This window comes from Paraburkholderia sp. RL17-368-BIF-A, assembly GCF_046054045.1.
Lineage (GTDB): Bacteria > Pseudomonadota > Gammaproteobacteria > Burkholderiales > Burkholderiaceae > Paraburkholderia > Paraburkholderia graminis.
In genome coordinates, this window is the sequence record NZ_JARESN010000012.1 from 86,767 (window position 1) to 112,909 (window position 26,143).

The window sequence follows — 26,143 nt, forward strand, 5'->3', positions numbered from 1 at the left end:
GTGGCAGAAGCTAGAAACAGGCACGTTCAGAAGTTCGAGAAGAACGCCCGTGCCGCGAGCATGCAAGAGCCCGCAACCAGTTCTCCATGATAAGAACGCAATACCGCTGACGCGCCGCCGTCCGTTGCGCCTGCGGCCACCGCTTGTTTCGAAACGTCGGCCTTCGCGTTCGCAAAACCGCGCTTGAGCGCCGCGAACGAATCGTCGGCTCCGGTGACGGGCGAGTCGACATCCAGCACCGAAGTGAGTCCCGCCGGCACTTTCGCGTTGAGCCAATACGCCTGCTCGATGCGTGCGTTGAAGAAGTACACCATCGGATCGGCGCCGCCTCCGCACAGTAGCACTGGCGCCTTTGGCACCCAGTTGCGCAAATCATTACGCTTGAACGCCTGTCGCAGCGGATGCAGCGGATTTGCCGCGGGCTCAAGGTTCGGCGTTGCGTTGGGGAACGCGCCATCAGGATTCGCCTCGGCGTCTTCGAGAAGCGCGCGGCGATAGCTGTTGCGCACGAGATTGGCGTCGCCGAAACCGGCTGCGAATAGCCGTGTCAACGGAGGTGGCGTGAGTGCCGACGATGCGGGCGGCGTCATCGACTGAAACTGCGCGGCAGGTGGCGTGCTGCTGAAAAGATGCGACGGCGGCAACTTTCGCTGCGAGAAAATGGTATCGAGCGATTGCGCGCTCGGCAGCAGTTGTTCGATGTCGGGTGCGTAGGCGGCTTCGAAGAAGTCGTCCGGCTTGCGGTACAGGTTCTTATAGGCATGCTGATAACCGGTCACGACCAATGTCGTGAAGAGCGTCGAGCCGAGACTGACCTGGCCCGCGCTGATGGCGTCGGCAGTAGCGGCAAGCGCATACGGGCCCGAACCTGGCGCGGAGGCTGTCACGCTGACGCCCGCTGCCTGCAGCGCGCGATGCGTTGCGAGCGCAACGAAACCGCCTTGCGAATAGCCGGTGATGAACAGCTTGCCGTTCTCGCGAATTGCTGCCCGTTTGCCTTCGTCGTTGAGCACGACGCGCGCCGCCCGCAGCGAGTCGATCATATCGGCGGACTGCTGGTCGGCGTTCAGATAAGGATGGTACGGAAGATCGGAACCGGCATAGCCCGCATAGTTGCTCGCCGCGACGATGTAGCCGTGAGCCGCGTACATCGCGGCGACGCTGAGGCCTTCGCCCGCGCCGCCGTTCTCCGGGTCGCTTTGCGTCACGTCGGCGAGGTTGTACTTGCGATACGCGGTGGTGCCGTGCGCATACAACATCATGGGACGCGGCCCGCTGCACGTCGCGGACTCGCCGTGCGGGATCATCAGTGCGCCGCTCGCTGTGGCCGGTTCGCCGGCGGCACCGATGGTGCGATAACGGTAATAGACGATCTGCACGCCGCAAGCAGGCGCGCCCGCCATTTGCATGAGTTGCTGTCCGGAGGGACTTGACGAAAGCAGCTTCGACAACGCTGCAGCATTCAACCGCGAGGTGACCCGATGATCGAGCAGTTGGCCGCGCGCGCGGCATGCTTTATCGCACGACGAGTCGGCTTGCGCTCGGCTGCCCGCGGTCAACGCAATACATGAGAGCAGTGCGAGGGCTGCGATGCGGGTGGGTTGTGGCATGCGGGGTTGCTCCGGGAAGGATTGGCTTCACACGCGTCAATATGCCCGGTTGCTGTAGATGGGACAATACCGCTCGCTTCGTCCGATCGCCCTAACCCAATTCGCAACACCACCTTCCCCAATCACAAAGCCCGAAGTCGCGCACCCGCCCACTTGCTTTTCCCCGCCCGCCCCGCCGCCAAACCCGCCGCCTCCCCACGCCCATCAGACTGAACCTGGAACGTATGAATCGACGCTTCCAGCAGCCTCGCCTGCTCGGTCAACGTCTGCGCGACCGCAGCGGCCTGCTCGACGAGCGCGGCGTTCTGTTGCGTCACGCTGTCCATCTGCGAGACCGCGTCGCCGACCTGATCGATGCCTGCGCTCTGCTCCGACGCAGCCGCGGCGATGTCGCGCATCACGCCCGAGAGCCTTCCAATCGCCTCGCTCGCCGCCTGAATCGTGGTGCCGGTTTTGTCGACCAGTTCGACGCCGTTCTCCACGCGCCCCACCGCGCGGCTGATCAGCGTGCGGATTTCCTTCGCGGCGGCTGCGCTGCGCTGCGCCAGCGTGCGCACCTCGCCCGCCACCACCGCGAAGCCGCGCCCTTCGTCGCCCGCGCGAGCCGCTTCGACGGCTGCGTTCAGCGCGAGAATATTGGTCTGAAAGGCAATGCCTTCGATCACCGAGATGATCTCCACCATCTTGTGCGATTCCGTCGATATTTCCTGCATCGTCGACACCGCTTCGGCCGCCATCTGTCCGCCATGCGTGACGATCTGCTCGGCGCTCGCCGTCAGTTCGCTCGCCGTCTGCGCGTTCTCCGACGTCTGCCGGACCATCGCGGTCATCTGCTCCATGCTGGCCGCGGTCTCTTCGAGCGAAGCGGCCTGGCTCTCCGTCCGCGCGGACAGATCCGTATTACCGGCGGCAATTTCGCGCGCGCCCGTCGCGACCTTGTCGGCCGCGCCGCTGATCTGCACGATGGTGTTGGCAAGCGCATCGCGCATCTGCCGCATGGTGTGCAAAAGGCTCGAATCGTCGCCGGTGCGAATGTCGATCGGAATGACGAGATTGCCTTGGGCGATCTCACCGGCGACATGCGCGACGTAGGCCGGGTCGCCGCCAATCGTGCGTTGAATGCTGCGATTCGTGAACGCGACGAGCGCGGACAGCAGCAGCGCCACCGAGGCGAACATGCCGCCAAGCACATAGAGCGACTGCATGAACGCGGCGTCGATATCGTCGACATAAGCGCCGGTCGCGATGATCCAGTCCCACGGCGCGTAACGCACGACGTAACCGATCTTGCCGACCGCGGCGGACGGCGGATTGCCCGGATGCGGAAACACATAATCGACGAAGCCGCCCTCCGGCGCCTGCGCCACCGAGGCGAAGGTCACGTAGTGATGACGGCCGTCGGCATCCTCGACGCCTGCAAGGTCCTTGCCGTTCGTCGCGGGTTTCATCGCGTGCATGATCATGCGCGGCTTCGAATCGAGCACGAGGAAGTAGCCGTCCTCGCCGTAACGCACGTTGCGCAGACGCTCGAGCGCCTGCTTGCGCGCGTCGGCCTCGCTCAGCGCCCCGCTTTGCGCGAGCGACGCGTACTCCTTCACGATGCTGAGCCCGACGTGGCCCACGTTCACGAGGTCGTGCTTGCGCTCTTCGATGCGCGTCTCGCGCGACAACCACGCCGCCGACACCGACACGGCGAGCAGCGCGAGCAGGCTGACGACGAGCGGCAACCAGAGCTTCTGCTTGAAATTCAATCGGTGCATGCTCACGTCCCTGTTTCGTCCGGTTCAGGAAGGTCGATGACCGGCTGCACGAACCGCCGATGATTCCGGCCGCCATGCCGCATCACACGACCACTCGACCTGTTTATCGGCAGCGATAAGGGCGGCATGTGTAGAGACAAACCCTTTCGGTGCGCGCCCTCAGTTGAAAGCGCGCATTGCTGCGGACGCGACGCAAGCCGCTCGACGTTTTCGCATGAAGCAAACCCTTAAGTTCCATCAAGCGCTGTCGTTTACATGGCATGCGGCGGTTATTCGATATTCGCGTCGCATATGGAAACGTCAACAGTTCGCTCATCCGGCAGTTTCTTTACCGGATAAGAACATTAAAAAATAGTCCCTACTCGAAATGAAAAAACTCTTCGCCAGTTTCGCTATTGCCGGCACTTTGCTGACTACGGGTTGTGCAACTGTTGCGCCAATGTCGCCGACCACGGCCACGAACTCCGTCGATACGAGCAAAAACTCCTACGCGTTGATGACGGTGACGCTTAAAAACGCTTATCACACGAGCTATCAGCCGAGTCCCATCGTCGTGCACATGGAGCGCGGCGCCGCGGATAGCCGCGCCGACCGCCTCAATTTCAAGTTCGACGATCAGGCGACCACGACGAGCGACAACGGTAATCACTATTTCGTCCGAATTCCGCTCGCGCCCGGAAAATATGTGATGCGCGGCATCACCGGACAAAGCGGCATATTCCCATTTCACGGCATGTTCTTTACGCCGCTTCACGAAACCGTGGAAATCAAACCGAATTCGATCGTGTACCTTGGCCACGTCGATGCCACCGTGGTCGAACGCAAGGACGGTGAGTTGCGCGCGGGACCGGTTATTCCGCTAATCGATCAGGCAGCAACCGGCTTTAGCGGCGGCACCTGGGATATTCGCGTCAGCGACGAGTTCGATCAGGACGTGGCGGAATTCAAAAAGGATTTCCCGGCGCTGACGAACGCTTCGATCGAGCGCGAAGTTCTCCCCGCGTGGGACAAGCAGAAAGCGACCGAATGGTGGGCCAATCACTAAAGCCTTTGCCTGATCGATGAACCGGGTGCGAGCGCGCTGCTGGTTTGATGCGCTCGCACGCTTTCATCCGCACAAAAACCCACCACCAATAGTTTCAATTAAGGGCTAACCCGTATAATGACGAAGTGGTCAGACAACTCGGCTCACGGTTGTCTCGATCTCGCGCCGTCCCGCGCTCCATCGTCAATCGTTCTCCTGCCCAGATCCGTGACTACCACTGCCGCTGCTGCCGCGCTGCCCTTCCGGAACGCCCTCTTCGCGATGCTCGGCATCGGTCTCGTCAACATGCTGGTCGCGCTCGATCAAACGGTCGTCAGTACCGCGCTGCCGTCGATCGTCGCGGAACTGCACGGCTTCGAGTACTACGCGTGGATTGCGAGCGCGTATCTGCTGGCGTCGGTCGTGACGGTGCCCGTGTTCGGGCGTCTCGGCGATTACTTCGGCCGCAAGCGCTTCGTGATCGCCGCGGTCATCACGTTCACGGTGGCGTCGGTGCTGTGCGGCGTCGCGAACGACATGCTGTTTCTCGTGATCGCGCGCGGCCTGCAAGGCGTGGGCGGCGGGATGATGGTCGGCACGGCGTTCGCGTCGATACCCGATCTGTTCCCCGATCCGCGCGCCCGCGTGCGCTGGCAAGTGGTGATGGCCGCGGCCTACGGCATCGGCACCGCCGCCGGGCCGTCGCTTGGCGGCTGGATGAGCGAGCATCTCGGCTGGCGCTCCACGTTCCTGATCAATCTGCCCGTGGGCGCCGCGGCGCTGTACTTCATCTGGGCGCATCTGCCGAGCTTTCAGCGTCCGCATGAAGGCGAAGTCAAGATCGACTGGCTCGGCGCCGGACTGGTGGCGGCTGTGTTGGGCGGCCTTCAGGCGTTTATCGAAGCCGTGCCGAAAGACGGCCTGACCGCCGGCAACGTGACGCTCGCCGTCTGCGTGGTCGTCGGCGCGATCGCGTTGTTCGTGTGCGAGAAGCGCGCCACGCATCCCATCATTCCGCTCGATCTCTTCAAGGACTCGCAGCTCGTCACGCTGTTCACGCTCGGCATGCTGTCGGGCTTCGTGATGTTCTCGCTGATCTTTTTTGCGCCGCTGCTGCTGCAGGGCGGGTTTGGTCTTTCGCCGCAACAGGCCGGGTTGCTCGCCACGCCGATTGCCGCGTGTATCGCGCTTGGCAGCGTGCTGAATACACGCATCGTCATTCACATGAAGAAGCCGACGCGCATCCTTTCCATTGGCTTCGGGCTGCTGTTGTTCGCGTCCGTCGGCATTGCGTTCGCGAACGCGGATACGCCGCATCTATGGCTTGAATTGCCGATGGCCGCGGTCGGCGTCGGCCTCGGCTTCATCCTCAACAATCTGAATGTGTTCGGCCAGGAGATTGCGGGCCGCGAGCGCTTCGGCATCACGACTGCGCTGTTGCAGTCCACGCGAATGGTCGGCGGCATGTTGGGCACGAGCATCGTGGCGACTGTCGTGCAGCATCACTATCGCGATGTGGTCACGCGCACGATGAGCGTGCTCGGCGAGCCGGCGGCTTCGCAATGGCGGCCGCGTTTCGTCGATCTGCGTATTTTGATCGACGACGCTTCGCGCCTGAAGCTGATCGCGGACATGAAGCCGTCGGGACTCAACACGCTCGCATTGATCGACACGGCGCGCGATGCGCTCGTGCAGTCGATTCACATCGGCGTATGGCTGACGGCCGTCGCGGCGCTTGCCGCCGCGTTGCTCGTGCAGCGGATTTCGCATGTCGTGTTCCGCCGCGGTTGAACGTTAGCTCGAAGCATAAGCATCGCGCTTTGTGCCTCGAGCTTTGTGCCTCGAGCTAGCGGAACACGTGGTCGGCCTTGTTACTGTGGGCCGAGCTTCCTGATCAGCGCGTCGAGCTGCGCGAGTTCTTCTTCGGTGAGATCGGTCAGCGGAGCGCGCACCGGACCGGCGTCGCGCCCGACGAGTTTCGCGCCCGCCTTCACGATACTCACCGCATAACCCGCGCGACGATTGCGAATCGCCAGATACGGCAGGAAGAATTCGTCGATCAGACGTGACGTGGTCGCGTGATCGTCCGCGGCAATCGCGCGATAGAACTGCATCGCGGTCTTCGGAATGAAGTTGAACACCGCCGACGAATACACCGGCACGCCGAGCGCCTTATACGCAGCGGCATAAACTTCCGCGGTCGGCAGGCCGCCGAGATACGAGAAACGGTCGCCAAGGCGACGGCGAATCGTCACCATCGCTTCGATCTCGCCGACGCCGTCCTTGAAGCCGATCAGGTTCGGGCAGCGATCCGCGAGCCGTTCAAGCATGTCCGCGTTCAGCTTCGAATTCGCGCGGTTGTACACGATCACGCCCATGTTCTTCACCGCGTTGCACACCTGCTCGACGTGCGCGGCAATGCCTTCCTGCGAAGCCTCGGTCAGATAGTGCGGCATCAGCAGCACGCCGCTCGCGCCGAGGCGTTCCGCTTCCTTCGCATATTCGATCGCCACGCGCGTCGGGCCGCCTGCGCCCGCGAGAATCGGCACCTTGCCTTTGCAGGTCTCGGTCGCCGTGCGGATCACGTTCGTGTAGTCGGTCTTGGTGAGCGAAAAGAATTCGCCCGTGCCGCCCGCCGCAAACAGCGCGGTCGCGCCATACGGCGCGAGCCATTCGAGCCGCTCGGCGTACGTGTCGGCGCGGAAGTCGCCTTGCGCGTCGAAGTCAGTGACCGGAAAAGACAACAGGCCTTCGGATACGATCGCTTTGAGTTCTTGCGGTGAAGTCATGATTGGGTTGCGTGAAGATCGTCAATAGTGGAATGAGCGCGCCGCTCGTTCGCGTAGTTCACGTGGTTCGCGTGGCGCGCAAGCACGCATCAGCGCACGAGGCACGGACGCTTGTTGTCGAATGTCCAATTAGGAATCAGGTACTGCATCGCAACGCCGTCATCACGCGCGCCCAGGCCGTGCTGCTGATAAAGCGCGTGCGCTTTCTCGAGCTCGTCCATATCCACTTCGACGCCGAGGCCCGGCTTCTGCGGCACCTTCACCTTGCCGCCGACAATCTGCAACGGCTCGCGCGTCAAACGCTGGCCGTCTTGCCAGATCCAGTGCGTGTCGATCGCGGTGATCTTGCCGGGCGCGGCGGCCGCGACCTGCGTGAACATCGCAAGCGAGATGTCGAAGTGGTTGTTCGAATGCGAGCCCCACGTGAGGCCCCAGTCGTTGCACATCTGCGCGACGCGCACCGAGCCTTGCATGGTCCAGAAGTGCGGATCGGCAAGCGGAATGTCCACGGACTGCAACTGGATCGCGTGACCCATCTGGCGCCAGTCGGTTGCGATCATGTTGGTCGCCGTCGGCAAGCCCGTCGCGCGGCGGAATTCGGCCATCACTTCGCGGCCGGAATAGCCGTTCTCCGCGCCGCATGGGTCTTCTGCATACGCGAGCACGTCGTGTTTGTCGCGGCACAGGCGCACGGCTTCGGCGAGCGACCACGCGCCGTTCGGGTCCAACGTGACGCGCGCGTTCGGGAAGCGTTCGGCGAGCGCGGTCACCGCTTCGATTTCGGCGTCGCCCGACAACACGCCGCCTTTCAACTTAAAGTCGTTAAAGCCATAGCGCGCTTGCGCGGCTTCGGCGAGGCGCACCACCGCTTCCGGCGTCAGCGCTTCTTCAGTGCGCAGGCGCTCCCAGTCGTCGCGGCCGTCGGCGCCGCTTGCGTACGGCAGGTCCGTCTTCTTGCGATCGCCGATATAGAACAGATAGCCGAGCATTTCCACTTCGTCGCGTTGCTGGCCTTCGCCGAGCAGCGCCGCGACCGGCACGCCGAGATGCTGACCGAGCAGATCGAGCAACGCTGCTTCGAGCGCGGTCACGGCGTGAATCGTCGTGCGCAGATCGAACGTCTGCAAGCCGCGGCCGCCGGCATCGCGGTCGGCGAACTGCGTGCGCACTTTGTTCAGGATAGCTTGCAAATTACCGATCGACTGGCCGACGACGAACGGACGCGCATCGTCGATCGTCTTGCGGATATTCTCGCCGCCCGGCACTTCACCCACGCCGACACGACCGGCGCTGTCGCGCAGAATCACGACGTTGCGCGTGAAGAACGGACCGTGCGCGCCGCTCAGATTCATCAGCATGCTGTCGCGGCCCGCAACGGGCACGACGCGAAGTTCGGTGACGGTGGGCGTATCGTTTGAATTCGAAGGTTTCGTGGACATATCAACTGGACCTGGTAAGTGAATGGGCCTGACGGTGACGAGCGGTCAGTGTGCGTTGCCTTGCAGCGGATCGCGCAGGGCGTTGCCGTCGCCGCGCCGGTTGCGCGCGAGGAACGCCGCCGCGGCTGCGATCAGCGACGCCACGCCGAGGCCATAAAGACCGCCGGTAATCGAACCGGTGTGCTGCTGCAAATAGCCGAAGGTGGCGGGCGCGAAGAAGCCGCCCAGATTGCCGATGGAATTGATCAACGCGATCACCGCCGCGGCGACGCGTGCATCCAGATAGCCTTGCGGAATCGGCCAGAACAGCGAGGCGGCCGCCTTGAAGCCGATCGCCGAAAAGCAGATTGCGACGAACGACAGAACCGGATTGCCCGACGTCGACGCGAACAGGCCGCACGCAGCGATCACGAGCGCGACGGCCAGCCACGCCTGCTGGAAACGCCACTTCGCCGAGAGCAACGCGAAGCAGTACATCGCGACCATCGCGATGAGCCAGGGAATCGCGTTGAGCATGCCGACTTCGAAATCGGACAGACCGCCGATCTTGCGGATGATGGTCGGCAGCCAGAACGTGGCCGCGTAAATCGTCAACTGGATCGCGAAGTACAGCAGGCAGAACAGAACGATCTGCGGGTCCTTCAACAGCTTGACGGCCGGCAGATGCGCGCCGCCGTGCGCGACGCGCTCGGCCTGTTCAGCGGCGATCGCGCCTTCGAGCACGCGTTGCTCGTCGGCCGTGAGCCACGACGCGTCGCGAATGCGCGACTTCAGGAAGATCCAGCTCACCGCGCACAGCGCGATCGAGAAGCCGCCTTCGATCAGGAACATCCACTGCCAGCCGTGCAGGCCGAGTCCGCGAATCGACAGAAGGCTGCCGGTGATCGGACCGGACACCACCGACGCGATCGCCGAGCCGGACAGGAAAATCGCCACGGCCTTGCCGCGCTCTTTCTGCGGCAGCCACTGCGTGAAATAGAACACCACGCCGGGGAAGAAACCTGCCTCGGCCACGCCGAGCAGGAAGCGCAAGACATAGAACGAGGTTTCGTTGGAGACGAAGGCCATGCACGCCGCGACGACGCCCCACGTGCCCATGATGCGAGTGAGCCACGCGCGCGCGCCGTACTTCTGCATCAACACGTTTGACGGCACTTCGAACAGCGCATAGCCGATGAAGAAAAGGCCGCTGCCGAGGCCGTATGCCGCCGCGCCGATGCCGAGGTCGGTCTTCATGTGAGCGTTGACGAAGCCGATGTTCACGCGGTCGATATAGTTCGCGATGAACATGATCAGGAAAAGCGGCAACACGTGCCGCTTGACCTTCGAGACGGCGGACGCGAGAGGATCGAGTGCCGTGGTGAGAGCAGAGTTCAAGGGGGTCTCCGGTGTCGGCCGTCGGGCGGCCGTGGTCTGACGTCGCGTGCGGTTTGACGGGTCTGCCGAGGCCCAGTCAGGCCGCACGAGATATGTTGTCTGATGACAGTCTACAGCCGTTCCGAGTGGGTTTCCAATGTGGTGTTTACCCTGCGTTTCGCCGTGAGTGCGCTTGGTTGCAGCGTCGGCTGGGGCCTTGTCCCAGCGGAAATGGCGGCCCTTTGGCAAAATAAGACGTCTGATGTCTCGTTGACTACCAGCCCGTCGAGAATTGCCCGGTCAATTCGCGCGCTTCATCCAACGCGTCATGGATTTTCGCGACAGACGCTATGATGGCTAATGTCCAGACGTCACCAGACGTCGCGCGCGCACGCGAGGCGCGCGTTTTCAGCCGATGATCAACCAGCCACAACACAGAAATGAGCAGCCTGACTGAGAAAGTGGTGGCCACCCTTTCCGATGAAATCCGTCGCGGCGTCCTGAGACCCGGCGACCGCATACCCACAGAAGTCGCGATGATGAAGCAGTTGTCGGTGAGCCGCTCCGTCGTCCGCGAAGCGATCTCGCGCCTGCAGGCGGCACGGGTGGTCGAAACGCGCCACGGCATCGGCACGTTTGTGCTCGCGCCCGCCGCCGAGAAAACCATGGAACTGCCCGCCGCCGATCTGTCGAGCATGCTCGACGTGATGGCGATCATCGAATTCCGTATCGATGTGGAAGCGGCGTCGGCCGCGCTCGCCGCAGCGCGGCGCACGGAGCAGAGCCTGAAGCAGATGCGCGCGGCGCTTCTGCGCTTCGAGTCGGAACTCGAGCGCGGCAGCACCGATACGCTCGCGCATGACGTCGAGTTTCATTTGCAGATTGCGCGCGCAAGCGGCAATCGTTATTTTTTCGACGTGTTGAGCCAGTTAGGAAGCGGAGTCAGTCCGCGCACGCGCCTCGGGTCAGCGGAGATCGCGAAGCTCGATCAGATCGAAACGCTGCGCAACGTGCTCAACGAGCATCAACTGATTTATCGCGCGATCGAACGTCAGGACCCCGACGACGCGCGCGCCGCCATGCGCATGCATCTGAGCAACAGCCGCGAACGGCTGCGCCGCGCGCATGAGTCGAGTGAGGCAGAGAGTAGGGGGCGGTGACGCGGCGAGGGCCGACCGTTTCGACTTACGGCAAGTTAAGTTTGTGCAGCAAGCTGCTGCACAAACTTGCCGTGATTTCACCCCCCAACCGGCGCCTCCACCTCCAGCCCCATCAACGCGGAACTCAGCGATTTGCCGTGCGCGTCGAGCGCCAGCGAACGCGTCACGCCGCCGCCGAGCGCATCGCCGAGCACAAAATTGAATGCGGCAATGGCGGGCAGTTCATAGCGCATCACATTGCCACGCACGACGTCGCCGAGATGAGCTTTCACGCGCTCCGGCGTCAGCACGGCGCGCAAATGCTCGTAGTGCCGTGCGTCGTAACAGATGACCGAAATGTTCAGCGTGTTGCCCTTATCGCCGGTTCGGGAATGAGCAAGCTCACGTAGTTTCATCTCACGCCTCCACCATCGTGAACGCCGGCTTCACCTGCTCGCGGGGCAACAGCACCGACTGAACCGCAACCACTTCGCGCGCCGACTTCGTCACGCCGCCGCCGCCGGCCGGACCATTCGTGTACAGCGTTTCGACTTCATTGCCGATTCGCACGGCCTGCGCGAGCGATGCAGTGCGTCCGGTCACGCGCGCCCGCACTTCGTACGGCTCGCCGGAACCGGCCGCGAGCGTTTCACCGTGCAACGCATTCACGCCGATCAGATCGAAGCGCAATTCATGCGTCTGAACGCCGGTCAACGCAAGCCGCTCGCGCACGATGTCGAGCGCGAGGCGAGCACGCGCGAGCGCACCCGGACCCGCATACGAAATCTGCCCCTCGCCGATGAAACCGTCGAAATAAGCCACCGACACTTTCAACGTATCGGTGCGCGGCGCGCCGTTGCCGCCGCTCACGCGCACGCGGTCTGGGCCTTCCTGTTCGATATGCACGGCCGAAAAGTCCGCGACCACGTCCGGTTGCAGATAACGCCGCGGATCGTGAATCTCGTATAGCAACTGCTCCTTGCAAGTCGCCTCGGTCACGCGTCCGCCCGCTTGCGCGAGCTTCGTGATGACCACGGCGCCGTCCGGCCCGACTTCGGCGATGGGAAAGCCGAGTCTCGCGAGCGCGGGCACGTCCTTGAAACCTGGGTCAGCGAAGTAGCCGCCGGTGACCTGGCCCGCGCATTCGAGCAGATGGCCGATCACCGTCGCCTGCCCGAGCGTCGGCCAGTCGTCCATGCGCCAGCCGAATTCGTGGATCAGCGGCGCGACGAATAGCGATGGATCGGCCACGCGTCCGGTCAGAACGATCTGCGCGCCCGCCGCCAGCGCGTCGACGATCGCGCCGGCGCCGAGATAGGCGTTCGCCGAGACAAGCCGCGTGTCGTAGTCCGCGACGCGCTCGCCGGATTCCTCGAAGCGGTAGTCGCCGCTGCGCACGGCGTCGAGCACATCGTCGCCCGTGATCGCTGCAATACGGATGCCGCCGAGGCCGAGCGAGCGCGCGATTTCGGCCGTCTTGCGCGCCGCCGCGAGCGGATTGGCCGCGCCCATGTTCGAGACGATGCGCACGCCATTGCGCGACGCCGCGGGCAACACCGCGTGCATGCGCGTTTCGAGCAATGGGTCGTAGCCGAGTTCGGGATCTTTGCTGCGCGCCTGTTGCGCGATAGCGATGGTCCGTTCGGCGAGACATTCGAACACGAGGTAATCGAGCGCGCCATGCTCCGCGAGTTCGACTGCGGGCTCGATGCGATCGCCCGAATAACCGGCGCCCGCGCCGATCCGGACAACGCGTTCATGCTGAGTGACTGTCATGCTGCTCACACCTGTTTGCGTCAAGCTCACAATGAGAATATCCCCAGCGCAACGCACGCAATCGTCATCACGATGCTCGCGCCGAACAACAAGGGGAACGTGAACCGCTGATGGTCGGCGAGATCGATGCCGCACAAGCCGACGACCAGAAACGTCGCGGGCGTCAACGGGCTCACCGGAAAGCCCGTCGTCATCTGTCCGAGCAGCGCGGCCTGGCCGACCTGAACGGCGGGCACGCCGAGCTGCCCCGCCACCTCGGCGATGACCGGCAGGACCCCGAAGTAAAACGAGTCGGGATCGAACAGCATGCTCAGCGGCATCGACAGAATGCCGAGCGCGACCGGGATGTGGCTTGCCATCGCGGGCGGAACGAAGCCGACCGCGGCTTGCGCCATTGCCTTCAACATGCCGCTGCCCTGCATGACGCCGGTGAAGACACCGGCCGCGAGCAGAATGCCGGCCATCATCAACGCGGCGCGCGCGTGCGCGTCGATCCGTTTGCGCTGCATGTCGACGTTCGGGTAGTTGACCATCAACGCGACGCACAGGCCGACCATGAACATGATCGCGGGCGGAATTTTTTCGCCCATCACGACCATCGTGCCCAACACGATGAGCGTCAACACAATGTTGAACCAAAAGTTTTTCGGACGACGCAAGGCCTGCTCGTCGGCTGTCAATTCGCGCTTTGGCATCGGCACTGAACCGCTTGCGGCGGTAAGACCAAGCCGCTTTTCCTCGCGGCGTCCGAGCCAGAATGCGACGCCGAATACGAACACGAGGCCGATCGCCTGCACCGGAATCAGCGGATTGAACAGCGATGAGATGGGCAGATGCAATGAAGCGGACGCGCGGATCATCGGGCCGGTCCACGGCAGAAAGTTGATGCCCGCGGCCATCGACACCGCCGCGGCCAGCACGCGCCGGTCCATTTTCAGACGATCGTAAAGCGGGAGCATCGCCGGAATGGTGACGAGAAAACAGACCGCGCCGGAGCCGTCGAGATGAATCAGCAGCGCGAGCAGCGTCGTGCCCATCACAATGCGCGTCGGCCGCGTGCCGACCGCGCGCAGAATGCGGTCGATGATCGGGTCGAGCGTGCCCGCGTCGGTGATGGTGCCGAAATAGAGAATCGCGAACACGAACATGCCGACGACGGGCGCAAGGCCCTTCAGTCCGTCGATCACGAACTTGCTCGTTTGAAAACCGAATCCGCCGATCAGCGACGCGGCGATCGGCACGATGATGAGCGCCACCAGCGGCGACATGCGTTTCGACAGAATGGCGCCGAGCAGCACGACGATGGTGGCCAGTCCCAGGAATGGCAGCATGTGCTTGTCTCCGATGTTGTTTTTTACTGCGATCCAGCGTAATTTCCACGCATCGATAAATCAATTGAAATGAATTGATCGCAGCAATTACGGGTTGATATGGATCTGAACCTCCGGGACATTCGCGCTTTTATCGCCGTCGCGCAAACGGGCAGCTTCACGCAGGCGGCCACGCGCCTGCATCTTTCGCAGCCGGCGCTGACGGTGCAAATCCGGCGGCTCGAGGAAACGCTGGGCTTGCGGCTTTTCGACCGCAACAGCCGCAAGGTGGCGCTGACGCCGACCGGCCGGGACGTGCTGCCGCTTCTGCAGAAGTCGCTGCACGACATGGAGCATGTGCTGATCGACGCACGAGCGCTCGGCGATGGCGCGAGCGGCACCGTGCGTATCGCGTGCCTGCCGACGTTCGCGGCGAGCTCGCTGCCCGAGCTGGTGCAGGCGCTGAAGGAAGCCGTGCCGCGCGTGAGGTTTCAGGTGCGCGATGTCGTCGCGAGCATGGTCAATACGCTGGTGCGCAATGAGGAGGCTGACATTGGGCTGACGGGCGGCGAACTCGACGACGCGAATCTCGAAGTGCTGCATGCGGGCATCGACAGGCTCGTGGTTGTTTGCCCGAAGCGGCACGCGCTCGCTAAACAGCGGCGCAAGATCACGCTCGCCGACCTTGCCGCGACGCCGCTCGTGCTGACCGCGCAAGGCACGAGCGTGCGCGCGGTTGTCGATAGCGCGTTTGCCAATGCGCGTTGCGTGCCGGACATTGCCTGCGAGCCGACTTACATGATGAGCGCGGTCGCGATGGTTCGCGCGGGGCTCGGCGTGACGATACTGCCGGCGTCGGCGCGTGAAGTGCGAGCCGAGCCGGAGCTGGTGGCGCGTCCCGTCGACGATCCCGCGTTCACGCGGCCCATTGCGCTCATCAAGAAGCGTGGCCGAACGTTGCCGCCTGTGACGGAAGCCTTCGTTGCGATGCTGATTGCGAAGCTTGATGCGGAGTGAAGCGCGATCCGGCTAGCTAAATCTCGTAGGCTTGTTGCTTTGCGTGCCGCGATGCTGGCACGCTGGCGTATCCAGCCGCCAACCCAGTGCAAAAAACCGGAGACAGCCGCGATGACCTCTTCTGCCGATCCACACGACGACGCCCTCGAACATTTCGAAGCGCACGGCGCGCCGCCGCTGCCGGCGTCGAACGACTCGGGCTGGATCGAGCACGAGGGCGCGCGCATCTGGTATGCGGCTCATGGCAAAGGCGCGCCGGCGATTCTGCTGCATGGCGGCCTGGGCCATAGCGGCAACTGGGGTTATCAGGTGCCGGCCCTGCTCGATGCAGGCCACCGTGTGATCGTGATCGACAGCCGCGGTCACGGACGCAGCACGCGCGATGCGCGGCCCTACAAATATGAGCTGATGGCTTCCGACGTGCTCGCGGTCATGGACGCGCTGTCGGTCGAGCGAGCGGCAATCGCCGGCTGGAGCGACGGCGCTTGCGTGGCGATGGTGCTGGGCATGGCGGCGCCCGAGCGCGTCGCGGGCGTGTTCTTCTTCGGCTGCAATATGGACCCGAGCGGCACGAAGGAATTTGTGGCGACGCCGGTGATCGATCGGTGTTTTAGCCGTCATCGCCAGGACTATGCGCGGCTATCCGCTACGCCCGACAACTTCGATGCGTTCGTCGCGGCCGTCAGCGAAATGATGAGGACCGAGCCGAACTACGCCGCGCCTGATCTCGCTCGTATCCGCGTGCCGGTGCTTATCGTGCAGAGCGAACACGACGAGTTCATCAAGCCGGAGCACGCCCAATATCTCGCGCGCAGCATTCCCGGCGCGCAATTGCGCGTGCTGCGAGGCGTGAGTCACTTCGCGCCGCTGCAACGGCCCGCGCTGTTTAATGAAGTGATGCTCGGGTTCGTTGCGCGCGTGTTCTTGTGAGGTTTTGACGGAGGTCGCGTTCACGACACATACCTGTCCGTACCGCGCAGGCCCCAAATTTCACGATGTGACACGCGCCCTTGCTTCGTAAAAAACCGTGGTGCGTGGCACAAATCCGTCATTTCGCAATGCCGCCCCGCGTTGCACATTGCAAAACGAAGCGCGTAAGTCACTGTTTCTAAGGCGACTTTTTACTTCGAACCAACCATCTAACTCCGGCTTGCGGCCCCGACTGCTGACGTAGACTCTTTTACAAGAGCACGCGGTTCATGCGGTGCAGTGAGTTGGATGGGACGAAACGCTGTCTGACGACCCCTCGCACTCCCACCCATGAAGCCGCCAACGCACCACGGTTTTTTATTGGCAATTGGGAGACGAAAAATGAAAGGCTTTCGCTTTGGATCGGCTCAGGGAGCGTTCTATATTCTGCCCGGCCACGACGGTTGGGAAGCAACCTACGGCAACGACAAGCTCGGCGAGTTCTCGAGCCCGCAACAGGCGGCCGACGATCTCGCGCGCGGCTTGACCTGCCCGCATCTGTCGGAAGTCGATACGTCGACGCTGGAAATTCCCGAGAAACTGAGCGACTGGGAAATCGTTCACGTTTGAGGGACCGCATGACGCGCGTCCGCTTGGTGGAGCCAGAAACGACGATGGCGCTCGAGAGCGCCATCGTCTTGCTTACCGCTTACTTTTGGGCGTGCGTAGGTGCGTGCACCCGTGCTTTGGCGCGCGCGTCATTCCGCACACCCGTCAGCACATCGCCCAACACATCACGCGATCGAGTCGACGATCTGGTTCAGCGTCGCGCTCGGGCGCATGGCCTTGCTCGTCAGTTCGACGTTCGGACGGTAGTAACCGCCAATGTCTACCGGCTTGCCTTGCGCTGCACGCAGTTCGTCGAGAATCTTCGCTTCGTTGTCGGCCATTGCCTTCGCCACGCCGGCGAACTGAGCCTGCAACGCGGCGTCTTCGGTTTGCGCGGCCAATGCTTCGGCCCAGTACATCGCGAGGTAGAAGTGGCTGCCGCGATTGTCGAGACCGCCAACCTTGCGCGCTGGCGACTTGTCGTTATCGAGGAACTTGCCGGTTGCCTGATCCAGCGTCTTGGCCAGAACCTGCGCCTTCGGGTTGTGATACGCGTTGCTCAGATGTTCGAGCGACGCGGCCAGCGCCAGGAATTCACCCAGCGAGTCCCAACGCAGGAAGCCTTCTTCGACCAGTTGCTGAACGTGCTTTGGCGCCGAACCGCCCGCGCCCGTTTCGAACATGCCGCCGCCAGCCATCAGCGGGACGATGGACAGCATCTTCGCGCTCGTGCCCAGTTCCATGATCGGGAACAGGTCGGTCAGGTAGTCGCGCAGCACGTTGCCGGTGACCGAGATCGTGTCCTTGCCCGCGCGGATGCGTTCCAGCGAGAACTTCGTCGCGTCGACCGGCGTCATGATGCGAATGTCGAGACCGTTCGTGTCGTGGTCTTTCAGATACTGCTCGACCTTCTTGATGATCTGCGCGTCGTGAGCACGAGCCGCGTCGAGCCAGAACACAGCCGGCGTGCTGGTAGCGCGCGCGCGGTTCACGGCGAGCTTGACCCAGTCCTGCACCGGGGCGTCCTTGGTCTGGCACATACGCCAGATGTCGCCGGCTTCCACCGCCTGCTCGATCAGCACCGCGCCGCTGGCGTCGGTCACGCGGACCACGCCGTTCGCCGGAATCTGGAACGTCTTGTCGTGCGAGCCGTATTCTTCGGCGGCTTGCGCCATCAGGCCGACGTTCGGCACTGTGCCCATCGTGACCGGATCGAATGCGCCGTTCTTCTTGCAGTCTTCGATCACTGCCTGATACACGCCCGCATAGCAGCGGTCCGGAATCACCGCCTTGGCGTCGTGCAGCGCGCCGTCGGCGCCCCACATCTTGCCCGACTCGCGAATCATGGCGGGCATGGATGCGTCGACGATCACGTCGCTCGGCACGTGCAGGCTCGTGATGCCCTTGTCCGAATTGACCATGGCCAGTTGCGGACGCTGTTCGTACTGAGCCTTGATGTCGGCTTCGATCTGCGCGGCGGTTTCAGCCGGCAGATCCTTCAGGCGCGCGTACAGGTCGCCGATACCGTTGTTCGGGTTGAAGCCGGCTTGCGCCAGCGCGTCGGCATGCTTGGCCAGCACGTCTTTATAGAACACCGACACGACCTGACCGAAGATGATCGGATCGGACACCTTCATCATGGTGGCCTTCAGGTGGACGGAGAACAGCACGCCCTTCGCCTTGGCGTCGTTGATTTCCGCCTCGATGAAGCTGCGCAGCGCGTTCTTGCTGAGCACCGAAGCGTCGATGATCTCGCCCGCCTGCACCGGCGTTTTTTCCTTCAGGACCGTCTTCGTGCCGTCGGCGGCCGTCAGTTCGATCTTCACCGTGCCGGCCGCTGCGATCAGCGCCGACTTTTCGCTGCCGTAGAAGTCGCCGCCGCTCATGTGCGCCACATGCGACTTGGAGTCCGCGGACCACACGCCCATCTTGTGCGGATGCTTGCGTGCGTAGTTCTTGACCGACAGCGGCGCGCGGCGGTCCGAGTTGCCCTCGCGCAGCACCGGGTTCACCGCGCTGCCCTTGATCTTGTCGTAGCGCGCCTTGACGTCTTTTTCAGTGTCCGTCGTGGCGACGTCCGGATACGGCGGCAGCTTGTAGCCCTGATCGCGCAATTCGGTGATCGCGGCCTTCAGTTGCGGCACCGAAGCGCTGATGTTCGGCAGCTTGACGATGTTCGCTTCAGGACGCGTGGTGAGTCCACCCAGCTCCGCCAGATCGTCGGAACCCTTTTGTTCCGCGGTCAGGTAGTCCGGAAATGCAGCGATGATCCGGCCAGCAAGCGAAATATCGCGCGTTTCAACGATCACGTCGGACGAGCGCGTGAACGCCTTGACGATCGGCAGCAGCGAATAAGTCGCCAGAGCAGGCGCTTCGTCGGTGAGGGTGTAGATGATCTTCGGCGGTGTGGACATGTTTGATGCTTTGCTAGGTGAAGTGAGAGACAGAGCGTGGGAAGCGCTGAGCCAGCGAGTTGCGACGAAGCAGCAAAACGCAGCGCGACCCGCGGCACTACTTTTTACGGCCCGACCGTGAGTATATGCGTGTTTTCGTCCGTCCGCTGCTAAACAAACAGGCCGAAGAACCGGGTCAAACTAGCCGGATGCCCGCCAGATAAGGGTTTCAACGATTTGCCCTAGGCCGAAAGACATATGTCTTATAGATGACTCAGCACCCACAAGCTCGCGATCAATGAGAATCGCTCTCAACTATCGCCGCCCACCGCGCCTCGATGATGTAATCGGCCGCTTAACAGTCGGCGGAATGTCCGACCGCACCTTCAATCGCACCTTCGACCGCATCGCGCTCGCGGTAGCTCTGCGCCATCGCGACCACCACCTTGCGCGGTCCTTCGAACGGATCGCGCGCGTGCGCCGTCAGCATGTTGTCGAGCATCAGCACGTCGCCGGTCCGCCACGGAAACACGATGCGCTGTTCGTCCAGCACGCCGCGAATCTGCGCGAGGGCGTCCGCTTCGAGCGGCGCGCCGTCGCCGTAATAGACATTGCGCGGCACGTTTTCGATGCCGACGGAATCGATCAGCACCTCCTGCATGTCTTCATCGAGCGACGAAAGGTGGAACAGGTTTGCCTGATTGAACCAGACGCGCTCGCCCGTGCGCGGATGCCGCGCGACCGCCTGGCAGCGCTCGCGCGTGCGCAGAAGCAGTTCGCCGTCTTCGCTGTTGCGCCATTCGCATTCGATGCCGCGAACGCGGCACACGCGCTCCACCACGCGCGGATCGTCCGAGCCGAACGCTTGCTGCCACGGCAAGTCGAGTCCTTGTCCGAAGTTGCGCACGTAAAGCAGTTCGCGGCTCGCAAAGCGCGCGACGAGCGCCGGATCGAGTGCGCGGTAGATCGCGCGGCTATCCGCGATCGGCGTCGCGCCGCCGGAACGGGCGGCAAGCGCGCAGTGAAACCAGATGCGCAACGGCCATTCGCACGTGTACGATTGTTCGTTATGCAAAGGAATCGAACGATGCGGCGGATATTCCGTCGACGTGTACACCGCCCCCTCAACCTGGCTGCGCGGCGTCGACGCAAATTCATAGCCGATCAGCGGATGCCCGAACGACGCCGCGAAAGCCTGAAACGCGTCGATCGATTCGACCCGGAAGCCGGTGAAGAGAACGCCGCCCGCGCGCTCGAGCTGCTCATCGACGATTGCATGCAGCAGCGGCGCCGCCTCGTGCAGCGACATAGTGGCGGCGCCCGCGCGCGGCGAAACGACGGCCGGCAGCCCCGGCTCGATGGAGAGATCCGCGAGCGAGGGCCGCGGCATCGAAAGCGTGGTCATACGAGATCCTCTTGCAGAAGCGGCGCGCCGGCTGCATCCAGAGCCGCATACGAGCAACCGTGCCGACGATACGATGACAATCTAACGCAAACGCGAATCATTCTCAATAAACATGTGAAATAAACTTAAACTCCAACACCCTCGGCTGAAGAGAATGCCGAACAGCGTCGACTTCGCGGCCGAGCTGCCTAGCGGCGGATTCGAATCTGGTACAACTGAGAACTGCGCGGCGCTTTCGCCGCCTGCCCAAACTACCGTGGCGAGCGGATGCCGCGCGCTGCCCACAAAAAGACCCACTACGTTCTTGCTGGAGTAAGTCATGGCTAATGCCTACCTGCAGGTAATCGCGCATTTCTTCGCCAAGCCCGGCCACGGCGACGCGATCGTCAAGCATCTCGCCGAACTCGCCGAGGCGACCCGCGCCGAGCCGAAGAATCTCTACTACGAATTTTTCCGCTCGCCGCTCGAGCCCGATCATTTTGTGATCCTCGAACAGTACAGCGACGCGAACGGACTCGCCGAGCATCGCGAGACTGAACATTTTCAGCGTCTTGGCTTCGGCACGATCATTCCGTTGCTCGAGCGGCGCGAGGTGTCCAGCCACATGGTGCCGGGAGACGCAGCATGACGAACGCATTCCGTTTTCAAACGGTGCCGACGCTCGTCGTCGAATTCGGCGCGGCGCGACGGCTGGGCGCTTTGTTGCGCGCGCAATTTCCCACGCTTCACACTGTGTGCGTGGTGACCGACGGCTTTCTGCACAAGAGCGGCCTGCTGAAGCCCGCACTCGCGGACCTCGCGGCGCATGGCTGGAATGCGACCGTGATCGACGACGTCATCGCCGATCCGCCCGAACATATCGTGCTCGAAGCGACAGCGCGGGCGCGCAGCGCCGGTGCCGAGATCGTGCTGGGGCTGGGCGGCGGCTCGTCGATGGACGTCGCCAAGCTCATCGCCGTGCTCGCGCCACAGCAGGAGCAGCCGCTCAGCGACATGTATGGCGTGAACAAGGTCACGGTGTCGCGCTTGCCGCTCGTGCAGATGCCGACGACCGCGGGGACCGGCTCGGAAGTCACGGCTGTGTCGATCGTGACCATCGGCGAGGCGAAGAAGATGGGCGTGGTTGCCCCGCAGTTGATCGCGGACCTCGCCATTCTCGACGCCGAACTCACGCTCGGGCTTCCGGTGGCGGCAACGGCCGCGACGGGCATCGACGCGATGGTTCACGCGATCGAAGCCTACACGTCCGCGCATTTGAAGAACCCCATCTCGGACATGCTCGCGATCAAAGCGCTGGACCTGCTGTCGCGCAACCTGCTGCCCGCCTGCGAAGACGGCAGCAATCGCGGCGCGCGCGAGGCGATGCTGCTCGGCGCGACCTTCGCCGGACAGGCGTTTGCGAACTCGCCGGTGGCCGCCGTGCATGCGCTCGCGTATCCGATCGGCGGCATTTATCACGTGCCGCACGGACTTTCCAACGCGTTGGTGTTGCCGCACGTTTTGCGCTTCAACGCTGAATCGGCGGCGACGCTTTATGCGGAACTCGCGGATGTCGTTGTGCCGGGCGTAACGGGCAGCGCTGAAAGCAAGACGAATGCGCTGATCGGAAAGCTCGAGCAGATGATCGCCGCCACGGCGATTCCGGCCCGATTGCGCGATGTCGGCATCGAGCGCGAAGGCCTTCCGCGGATGGCCAGCGACGCCATGTTGCAAACGCGCCTGCTCGTGAATAATCCGCGGCCGGTCGCTGAAGAAGATGCGCTGGCGATTTATACGGCTGCGTTTTGAGGTAGCGTTGGGCTTCGCGGTTCGGCTGTGGGCTCGCGCGCTTAGCGCTGTAAGTGGGTGCGCGCGCCGTTACGACGGAGCTGGGCGTTACGTAGCGTGCGCGGGAACATCGGCGCGTGCGTCTTTGGTTTTTAGACCGTTTTTGGCATTTAATTCTATGCGTGGCGCCGAAACATTGTTTTGATGCCTCGTTTGTGCGGTTTCGCGCCAGGCTCAGCCTATGGCGCGGAGCTTGCAGATATGTCCCCGTCAATAGTCGTTCAACGGGGACATCATGATCAAATTTGCCAGCCGCACTGCTATCGCCGTCGCGGCATCGACATTACTCGCGCTCTACGGCTGCGGTTCGACGCTTAATACGCCGACCAAGAGTCCGCTTACGCCCAACACCAGTGGACTCGGCGGCGGAGGACTGGGTGGGACTTCGGGGAGTTCGGGCGGGTCGGGGACATCTGGAAGTTCGGGCACGTCGGGTAGTTCGGGTAGTTCGGGTAGTTCGGGTAGTTCGGGTAGTTCGGGTACTTCAGGGAGTTCGGGCACTTCGGGCACTTCGGGTACTTCGGGCACTTCGGGTACTTCGGGTAGTTCGGGTACTTCCGGCACTTCGGGGACTTCCGGTACTTCGGGGACTTCCGGCACTTCGGGTACTTCGGGTACTTCGGGTACTTCGGGTACTTCGGGTACTTCAGGTACTTCGGGTACTTCGGGTACTTCGGGTACTTCGGGTACTTCGGGTACTTCGGGCACGTCTGGCACCTCAGGTACTTCGGGTACTTCCGGTACTTCGGGCACTTCCGGCACTTCGTCCGGCACAACCTCAGGCACTGGCACTTCAGGCACTTCCGGCACTTCAGGAACTTCCGGCACCTCCTCGACGCCGATAGGCCAGGTCGTCATCAACGCCAGCAACCTCATTACCGCTGTCGGCACAACCGTCGCCGATACCGGCGGCAAAGTCACCGGCACATCCGTGCCCGGCGTCAACAACGCGACCACCGCGGGCCTCGGCAACGCCGTGACCGATCTTGGCAATGCCGTCAAAGCTCTCGGGGACGGCAGCGCCGCCGGCCTCGGCACGTTGGGCAGCTCGGCCAATCCGCTCAACCCGACACTCGGTTCGACGTCAGGCGTCGTGTCCAACGCGGCCGCCGCGGTGACGTCGCTTGGCAACGCGGTCACGAGCCTCGGCAGCGGACCGCTCGCGCCGGCTTCGCCGCTGACGTCGACGCTCGGCAGCGTCGTCGGCGGCGTCGGAAGCGGCCTGAATGCAGTCGGCTCGGGGCTCGGCACCACGCTGGCCGGCGCGCCCGTGCAACAGGTCGAGACTCAACTCAGCTCGGTCATCAATCCGATAACGGTCGCCGTGTCGAACACGACGCAGACCGTCGGCAATGCAACCGGCCTCGGCTCGCCGCTCAACGCGCTGCTGAACACGGTCGGCAATGGACTCAACTCCGCGGGACTCAGCGTGTCGGCCGCGACCGGCGATCAGGTGGGCAAAGACATTGGCGGAGTCGTGAGTCAATTGGGCAAGACAGTCACGACCACGGGCGGACTGCTCACGGGAGCGACGACAAATCCGCTTGCGCCACTGACCGGCGTGCTCGGCCCGCTAGGCGGCGCGACCGCAAGCGGCAGCGTATCCATCCCGCCGTTGACTGGCCTGATCGGCAACCTCGGCTCGCTCGGCGGCAATGCAGGCGCGAACACGCCGGGCAGCGCTGCGGGTCTGCTCGCGCCCGTGACCGCGCTTCTCGGCACTGCGGGCTCGCTCGGCGGCGCGGGTGGTGGGACGGGTAGCACGGGCAGCAGCGCAAGCGGCCCGCTTGCCCCCGTCACGACGCTTCTGGGATCGCTGACATCGGCAGTCGGCGCGGCCGGCGCGACCGGCGCAACCGGTGCAGCAGGCGCGACGGGTGCGGCCGGCGGTTCGCAAGCCGGCACGGCCGCGAATCCGGTCACCGGCCTCATCACCGGATTGACAGGCGGTTCGAGCGGCACGTCGTCAAACACCAACCCGCTTGCGCCGGTGACAAACCTCGTCGGCGGATTGCTCGGCGGCGTCGCCCCTGCGAAGAAATAACCAGTAGCCCGAAGCGGCCGGGACCCAAAACAAAATAACGCCCGGCCGCCGCTTATGTCATGACGACGAGGATGACATGACCTCCAGCATCGAGACCTTTGCGCGTGCCGACGATCCGGCTCCGCGTTCGGCAACGCCGTTTTCCGTCGGCTTATTGGGCATGCTCGCGGGCGTGCTGACGCTGTGGCTCGTGCGCGATAGCACCGCGCTGGACGGCGCCACGCGCAGCACCGTGGCCTGCCTCGCGATCATCGCTACCGTGGGCGCCTACGAGCTGCTTGTCGCGCGAGTCTATTTGCGTCCGAGCGCGGGGCTTGCGCGTCGCGCGCTACGGTCGCTCAGCATCGCGCGTGTCGCAATGCGTCTTGCATCCCTGGCCTGTATCTATGCAGGCATCGGCGCGCTTTACTGGCTATTGCCCGAATACCACGGTTCGTTCTATCACCCGTTCTGGTCACTGGTCGGAACGCTCGCACCTTATGTGGCAGTCGCCGCGCCGTTTTACTTTGCGTGGATGGACACGCACCAGCGCGAAACCGACGACGCCTATCTGCTGCTCGCGCGTCTGCTGTTACGCGGCGAACGTCCGTCGAACTGGCGGCCCCTACGCGAAATGCTGGCCGGCTGGTTGGTGAAAGCGTTCTTCCTGCCGCTGATGACCGTCTATCTCTCGACCAACGCAGCCCAACTCAACGCTTCGCTTTCCGCCGCATTGAACGCGCCGTTCTCTCTTGCAACGTTTCGCTTCATGTACGACCTCTCGTTTGCAATGGATCTGATGTTCGGCACCGTCGGCTATCTGTGCACGCTTCGCATTCTGGACAGTCATGTGCGCAGCGCGGAGCCGACCACGCTCGGCTGGCTCGTTGCGCTCATCTGCTATCAGCCGTTCTGGTCGCTCATTTCCAGTCAGTACATTCGCTACGAAGGCTCGATGTTCTGGGACAACTGGCTTATTTCGATGCCGGTATTACGGATAGTCTGGGGTTCCGTGATAGTTGCGCTATTGCTGTGCTATGCCTGTGCCACGATGTCTTTTGGCTTGCGCTTCTCCAATCTGACCAACCGGGGAATCATCACCTCCGGACCTTATCGCTTGACGAAGCATCCTGCCTATATTGCCAAGAACCTGTCGTACTGGATGGTGAGCGTGCCGTTCATCGAGCCTTTGGGTTGGCAAGTCGCACTCATGCATTGCGCAGCACTCGTTGCAGTCAATCTTCTCTATTTCGTGCGGGCGAAAACAGAAGAAAAGCATCTGATGAACGACCCCGACTATCGTGCATACGCCGAATGGATCGCGAGAAACGGCCTCTTTGCAAAGATAACGCGCGCGTTCCGATAGAAGACGCAGGAGGCAATTTGACCGGACACAGAACTTTTACTAGCATCGTCAGCCACGCAACTCAACGACTGCGTCCTGCACACAGTCAATCAAGCTGGCCGATGCTAGAAATTCCCCTCTCCGACGCCAACTGGGCGCGAGTCCAGAGTCTATTTCCGGAGCCGGTTGCCACTCGCGGGCGCCCGCGCCGAAGCGACCGCGAGATTCTCAATGCAATACTCTGGTTGCAGCAGAGAAATGAAAAATGGCACCGGCTGCCCGCAACGTTTCCGCCACAGCAAACGTGTTACCTCCGGTATATGGCGTGGAAGAAGTCGGGCGTGCTCGATCAGGTGAATGAGCGCTTGCCTGAGTGCAATGCCGAATACGCTGACGGCTGCGATACGTAACG

General features: G+C 63.0%; 22 protein-coding genes. 11 read left to right on the forward strand and 11 right to left on the reverse strand.

Going from position 1 to position 26,143, the window contains the following annotated elements; translation table 11 throughout:
• Nucleotides 1-26: 26 nt before the first annotated feature.
• Together P0D87_RS21005 and P0D87_RS21010 are read right to left on the reverse strand one after the other, a co-directional pair.
• Nucleotides 27-1,610 carry an alpha/beta hydrolase family protein gene (locus P0D87_RS21005; RefSeq protein WP_053859897.1) on the reverse strand — a complete coding sequence of 528 codons (1,584 nt, stop codon included), beginning with the start codon at nucleotides 1,608-1,610 and terminating at the stop codon, nucleotides 27-29.
• A 122-nt stretch (nucleotides 1,611-1,732) separates the two neighbouring features.
• On the reverse strand, nucleotides 1,733-3,370 hold the full coding sequence (locus tag P0D87_RS21010) for a methyl-accepting chemotaxis protein (RefSeq protein ID WP_053859896.1): 1,638 nt from the start codon (nucleotides 3,368-3,370) through the stop codon (nucleotides 1,733-1,735).
• A 439-nt stretch (nucleotides 3,371-3,809) separates the two neighbouring features.
• Here P0D87_RS21010 and P0D87_RS21015 point away from each other — a divergent pair, with 439 nt between their 5' ends.
• The gene (locus tag P0D87_RS21015; protein WP_321175817.1) at nucleotides 3,810-4,415 is read left to right on the forward strand and encodes a hypothetical protein; all 606 of its coding nucleotides are present in this window, start codon (nucleotides 3,810-3,812) and stop codon (nucleotides 4,413-4,415) included.
• Between the two features lie 261 nt (nucleotides 4,416-4,676).
• Nucleotides 4,677-6,185, forward strand: coding sequence for an MFS transporter (locus tag P0D87_RS21020; RefSeq protein WP_006047195.1), 1,509 nt, complete (start codon nucleotides 4,677-4,679; stop codon nucleotides 6,183-6,185).
• 80 nt (nucleotides 6,186-6,265) lie between these two features.
• On the opposite strand, the gene kdgD is transcribed toward P0D87_RS21020, so the two are convergent.
• From kdgD to P0D87_RS21035, 3 genes are all read right to left on the reverse strand, one after another.
• A complete protein-coding gene (kdgD, locus tag P0D87_RS21025; protein ID WP_006047196.1) occupies nucleotides 6,266-7,183 on the reverse strand; it encodes a 5-dehydro-4-deoxyglucarate dehydratase in 918 nt (305 codons plus the stop codon).
• Between the two features lie 89 nt (nucleotides 7,184-7,272).
• Nucleotides 7,273-8,622, reverse strand: a complete 1,350-nt coding sequence (gudD, locus tag P0D87_RS21030; RefSeq protein ID WP_053859894.1) for a glucarate dehydratase — start codon at nucleotides 8,620-8,622, stop codon at nucleotides 7,273-7,275.
• Between the two features lie 45 nt (nucleotides 8,623-8,667).
• Nucleotides 8,668-9,999, reverse strand: a complete 1,332-nt coding sequence (locus P0D87_RS21035) for an MFS transporter (RefSeq protein ID WP_006047198.1) — start codon at nucleotides 9,997-9,999, stop codon at nucleotides 8,668-8,670.
• Between the two features lie 419 nt (nucleotides 10,000-10,418).
• Here P0D87_RS21035 and P0D87_RS21040 point away from each other — a divergent pair, with 419 nt between their 5' ends.
• A complete protein-coding gene (locus P0D87_RS21040) occupies nucleotides 10,419-11,138 on the forward strand; it encodes a FadR/GntR family transcriptional regulator (protein WP_006047199.1) in 720 nt (239 codons plus the stop codon).
• Nucleotides 11,139-11,215: 77 nt separating this feature from the next.
• Here P0D87_RS21040 and P0D87_RS21045 read toward each other — a convergent pair whose 3' ends face one another.
• The 3 genes from P0D87_RS21045 to P0D87_RS21055 are packed head-to-tail and all read right to left on the reverse strand — an operon-like array spanning nucleotide 11,216 to nucleotide 14,224.
• On the reverse strand, nucleotides 11,216-11,533 hold the full coding sequence (locus P0D87_RS21045; protein ID WP_053859893.1) for an AtuA-related protein: 318 nt from the start codon (nucleotides 11,531-11,533) through the stop codon (nucleotides 11,216-11,218).
• Nucleotide 11,534: 1 nt separating this feature from the next.
• Complete coding sequence (locus P0D87_RS21050) at nucleotides 11,535-12,893, reverse strand: acyclic terpene utilization AtuA family protein (protein WP_053860796.1); 1,359 nt, start codon at nucleotides 12,891-12,893, stop codon at nucleotides 11,535-11,537.
• A gap of 26 nt (nucleotides 12,894-12,919) precedes the next feature.
• Complete coding sequence (locus P0D87_RS21055; protein ID WP_053859892.1) at nucleotides 12,920-14,224, reverse strand: CitMHS family transporter; 1,305 nt, start codon at nucleotides 14,222-14,224, stop codon at nucleotides 12,920-12,922.
• Between the two features lie 99 nt (nucleotides 14,225-14,323).
• On the opposite strand from P0D87_RS21055, the gene P0D87_RS21060 reads away from it, so the two are divergent.
• The 3 genes from P0D87_RS21060 to P0D87_RS21070 all read left to right on the forward strand — a co-directional run bounded on the left by P0D87_RS21060 (nucleotide 14,324) and on the right by P0D87_RS21070 (nucleotide 16,759).
• Complete coding sequence (locus P0D87_RS21060) at nucleotides 14,324-15,220, forward strand: LysR family transcriptional regulator (protein ID WP_053859891.1); 897 nt, start codon at nucleotides 14,324-14,326, stop codon at nucleotides 15,218-15,220.
• A 111-nt stretch (nucleotides 15,221-15,331) separates the two neighbouring features.
• On the forward strand, nucleotides 15,332-16,150 hold the full coding sequence (locus P0D87_RS21065; RefSeq protein ID WP_053859890.1) for an alpha/beta fold hydrolase: 819 nt from the start codon (nucleotides 15,332-15,334) through the stop codon (nucleotides 16,148-16,150).
• Nucleotides 16,151-16,531: 381 nt separating this feature from the next.
• Complete coding sequence (locus tag P0D87_RS21070) at nucleotides 16,532-16,759, forward strand: hypothetical protein (RefSeq protein ID WP_006047206.1); 228 nt, start codon at nucleotides 16,532-16,534, stop codon at nucleotides 16,757-16,759.
• A gap of 164 nt (nucleotides 16,760-16,923) precedes the next feature.
• Here the strand turns inward: P0D87_RS21070 and P0D87_RS21075 are convergent, their stop codons facing one another.
• The 3 genes from P0D87_RS21075 to P0D87_RS21085 all read right to left on the reverse strand — a co-directional run bounded on the left by P0D87_RS21075 (nucleotide 16,924) and on the right by P0D87_RS21085 (nucleotide 20,857).
• Complete coding sequence (locus tag P0D87_RS21075; protein ID WP_053859889.1) at nucleotides 16,924-19,152, reverse strand: NADP-dependent isocitrate dehydrogenase; 2,229 nt, start codon at nucleotides 19,150-19,152, stop codon at nucleotides 16,924-16,926.
• Nucleotides 19,153-19,486: 334 nt separating this feature from the next.
• A complete protein-coding gene (locus tag P0D87_RS21080; RefSeq protein ID WP_053859888.1) occupies nucleotides 19,487-20,536 on the reverse strand; it encodes a TauD/TfdA family dioxygenase in 1,050 nt (349 codons plus the stop codon).
• An 81-nt stretch (nucleotides 20,537-20,617) separates the two neighbouring features.
• A complete protein-coding gene (locus P0D87_RS21085) occupies nucleotides 20,618-20,857 on the reverse strand; it encodes a hypothetical protein (RefSeq protein WP_132384543.1) in 240 nt (79 codons plus the stop codon).
• On the opposite strand from P0D87_RS21085, the gene P0D87_RS21090 reads away from it, so the two are divergent.
• The 5 genes from P0D87_RS21090 (at nucleotide 20,856) to P0D87_RS21110 (ending at nucleotide 26,141) form a co-directional block, all read left to right on the forward strand.
• On the forward strand, nucleotides 20,856-21,164 hold the full coding sequence (locus P0D87_RS21090) for a putative quinol monooxygenase (RefSeq protein WP_006047209.1): 309 nt from the start codon (nucleotides 20,856-20,858) through the stop codon (nucleotides 21,162-21,164). The two genes, P0D87_RS21085 and P0D87_RS21090, sit on opposite strands and share 2 nt — an antisense overlap.
• Complete coding sequence (locus P0D87_RS21095; RefSeq protein WP_006047210.1) at nucleotides 21,161-22,324, forward strand: iron-containing alcohol dehydrogenase; 1,164 nt, start codon at nucleotides 21,161-21,163, stop codon at nucleotides 22,322-22,324. The genes P0D87_RS21090 and P0D87_RS21095 overlap by 4 nt, the downstream gene beginning before the upstream one ends.
• 274 nt (nucleotides 22,325-22,598) lie before the next feature.
• Nucleotides 22,599-24,407, forward strand: a complete 1,809-nt coding sequence (locus P0D87_RS21100; protein ID WP_408637018.1) for a collagen-like triple helix repeat-containing protein — start codon at nucleotides 22,599-22,601, stop codon at nucleotides 24,405-24,407.
• Nucleotides 24,408-24,483: 76 nt separating this feature from the next.
• Nucleotides 24,484-25,752 carry an isoprenylcysteine carboxylmethyltransferase family protein gene (locus P0D87_RS21105; RefSeq protein WP_053859884.1) on the forward strand — a complete coding sequence of 423 codons (1,269 nt, stop codon included), beginning with the start codon at nucleotides 24,484-24,486 and terminating at the stop codon, nucleotides 25,750-25,752.
• Nucleotides 25,753-25,853: 101 nt separating this feature from the next.
• Nucleotides 25,854-26,141: a transposase gene (locus P0D87_RS21110; RefSeq protein ID WP_149029266.1), complete on the forward strand. Its 288-nt coding sequence runs from the start codon at nucleotides 25,854-25,856 to the stop codon at nucleotides 26,139-26,141.
• Nucleotides 26,142-26,143 lie beyond the last annotated feature (2 nt).

Coding starts and splice junctions, on each gene's coding strand:
- P0D87_RS21005 (WP_053859897.1), bottom strand. CDS start 1,610: ATGCCACAACCCACCCGCATCGCAGCCCTCGCACTGCTCTCATGTATT.
- P0D87_RS21010 (WP_053859896.1), bottom strand. CDS start 3,370: ATGCACCGATTGAATTTCAAGCAGAAGCTCTGGTTGCCGCTCGTCGTC.
- P0D87_RS21015 (WP_321175817.1), top strand. CDS start 3,810: ATGTCGCCGACCACGGCCACGAACTCCGTCGATACGAGCAAAAACTCC.
- P0D87_RS21020 (WP_006047195.1), top strand. CDS start 4,677: ATGCTCGGCATCGGTCTCGTCAACATGCTGGTCGCGCTCGATCAAACG.
- kdgD (WP_006047196.1), bottom strand. CDS start 7,183: ATGACTTCACCGCAAGAACTCAAAGCGATCGTATCCGAAGGCCTGTTG.
- gudD (WP_053859894.1), bottom strand. CDS start 8,622: ATGTCCACGAAACCTTCGAATTCAAACGATACGCCCACCGTCACCGAA.
- P0D87_RS21040 (WP_006047199.1), top strand. CDS start 10,419: ATGAGCAGCCTGACTGAGAAAGTGGTGGCCACCCTTTCCGATGAAATC.
- P0D87_RS21045 (WP_053859893.1), bottom strand. CDS start 11,533: ATGAAACTACGTGAGCTTGCTCATTCCCGAACCGGCGATAAGGGCAAC.
- P0D87_RS21050 (WP_053860796.1), bottom strand. CDS start 12,893: ATGACAGTCACTCAGCATGAACGCGTTGTCCGGATCGGCGCGGGCGCC.
- P0D87_RS21055 (WP_053859892.1), bottom strand. CDS start 14,224: ATGCTGCCATTCCTGGGACTGGCCACCATCGTCGTGCTGCTCGGCGCC.
- P0D87_RS21060 (WP_053859891.1), top strand. CDS start 14,324: ATGGATCTGAACCTCCGGGACATTCGCGCTTTTATCGCCGTCGCGCAA.
- P0D87_RS21065 (WP_053859890.1), top strand. CDS start 15,332: ATGACCTCTTCTGCCGATCCACACGACGACGCCCTCGAACATTTCGAA.
- P0D87_RS21070 (WP_006047206.1), top strand. CDS start 16,532: ATGAAAGGCTTTCGCTTTGGATCGGCTCAGGGAGCGTTCTATATTCTG.
- P0D87_RS21075 (WP_053859889.1), bottom strand. CDS start 19,152: ATGTCCACACCGCCGAAGATCATCTACACCCTCACCGACGAAGCGCCT.
- P0D87_RS21080 (WP_053859888.1), bottom strand. CDS start 20,536: ATGACCACGCTTTCGATGCCGCGGCCCTCGCTCGCGGATCTCTCCATC.
- P0D87_RS21090 (WP_006047209.1), top strand. CDS start 20,856: ATGGCTAATGCCTACCTGCAGGTAATCGCGCATTTCTTCGCCAAGCCC.
- P0D87_RS21085 (WP_132384543.1), bottom strand. CDS start 20,857: ATGACTTACTCCAGCAAGAACGTAGTGGGTCTTTTTGTGGGCAGCGCG.
- P0D87_RS21095 (WP_006047210.1), top strand. CDS start 21,161: ATGACGAACGCATTCCGTTTTCAAACGGTGCCGACGCTCGTCGTCGAA.
- P0D87_RS21100 (WP_408637018.1), top strand. CDS start 22,599: ATGATCAAATTTGCCAGCCGCACTGCTATCGCCGTCGCGGCATCGACA.
- P0D87_RS21105 (WP_053859884.1), top strand. CDS start 24,484: ATGACCTCCAGCATCGAGACCTTTGCGCGTGCCGACGATCCGGCTCCG.
- P0D87_RS21110 (WP_149029266.1), top strand. CDS start 25,854: ATGCTAGAAATTCCCCTCTCCGACGCCAACTGGGCGCGAGTCCAGAGT.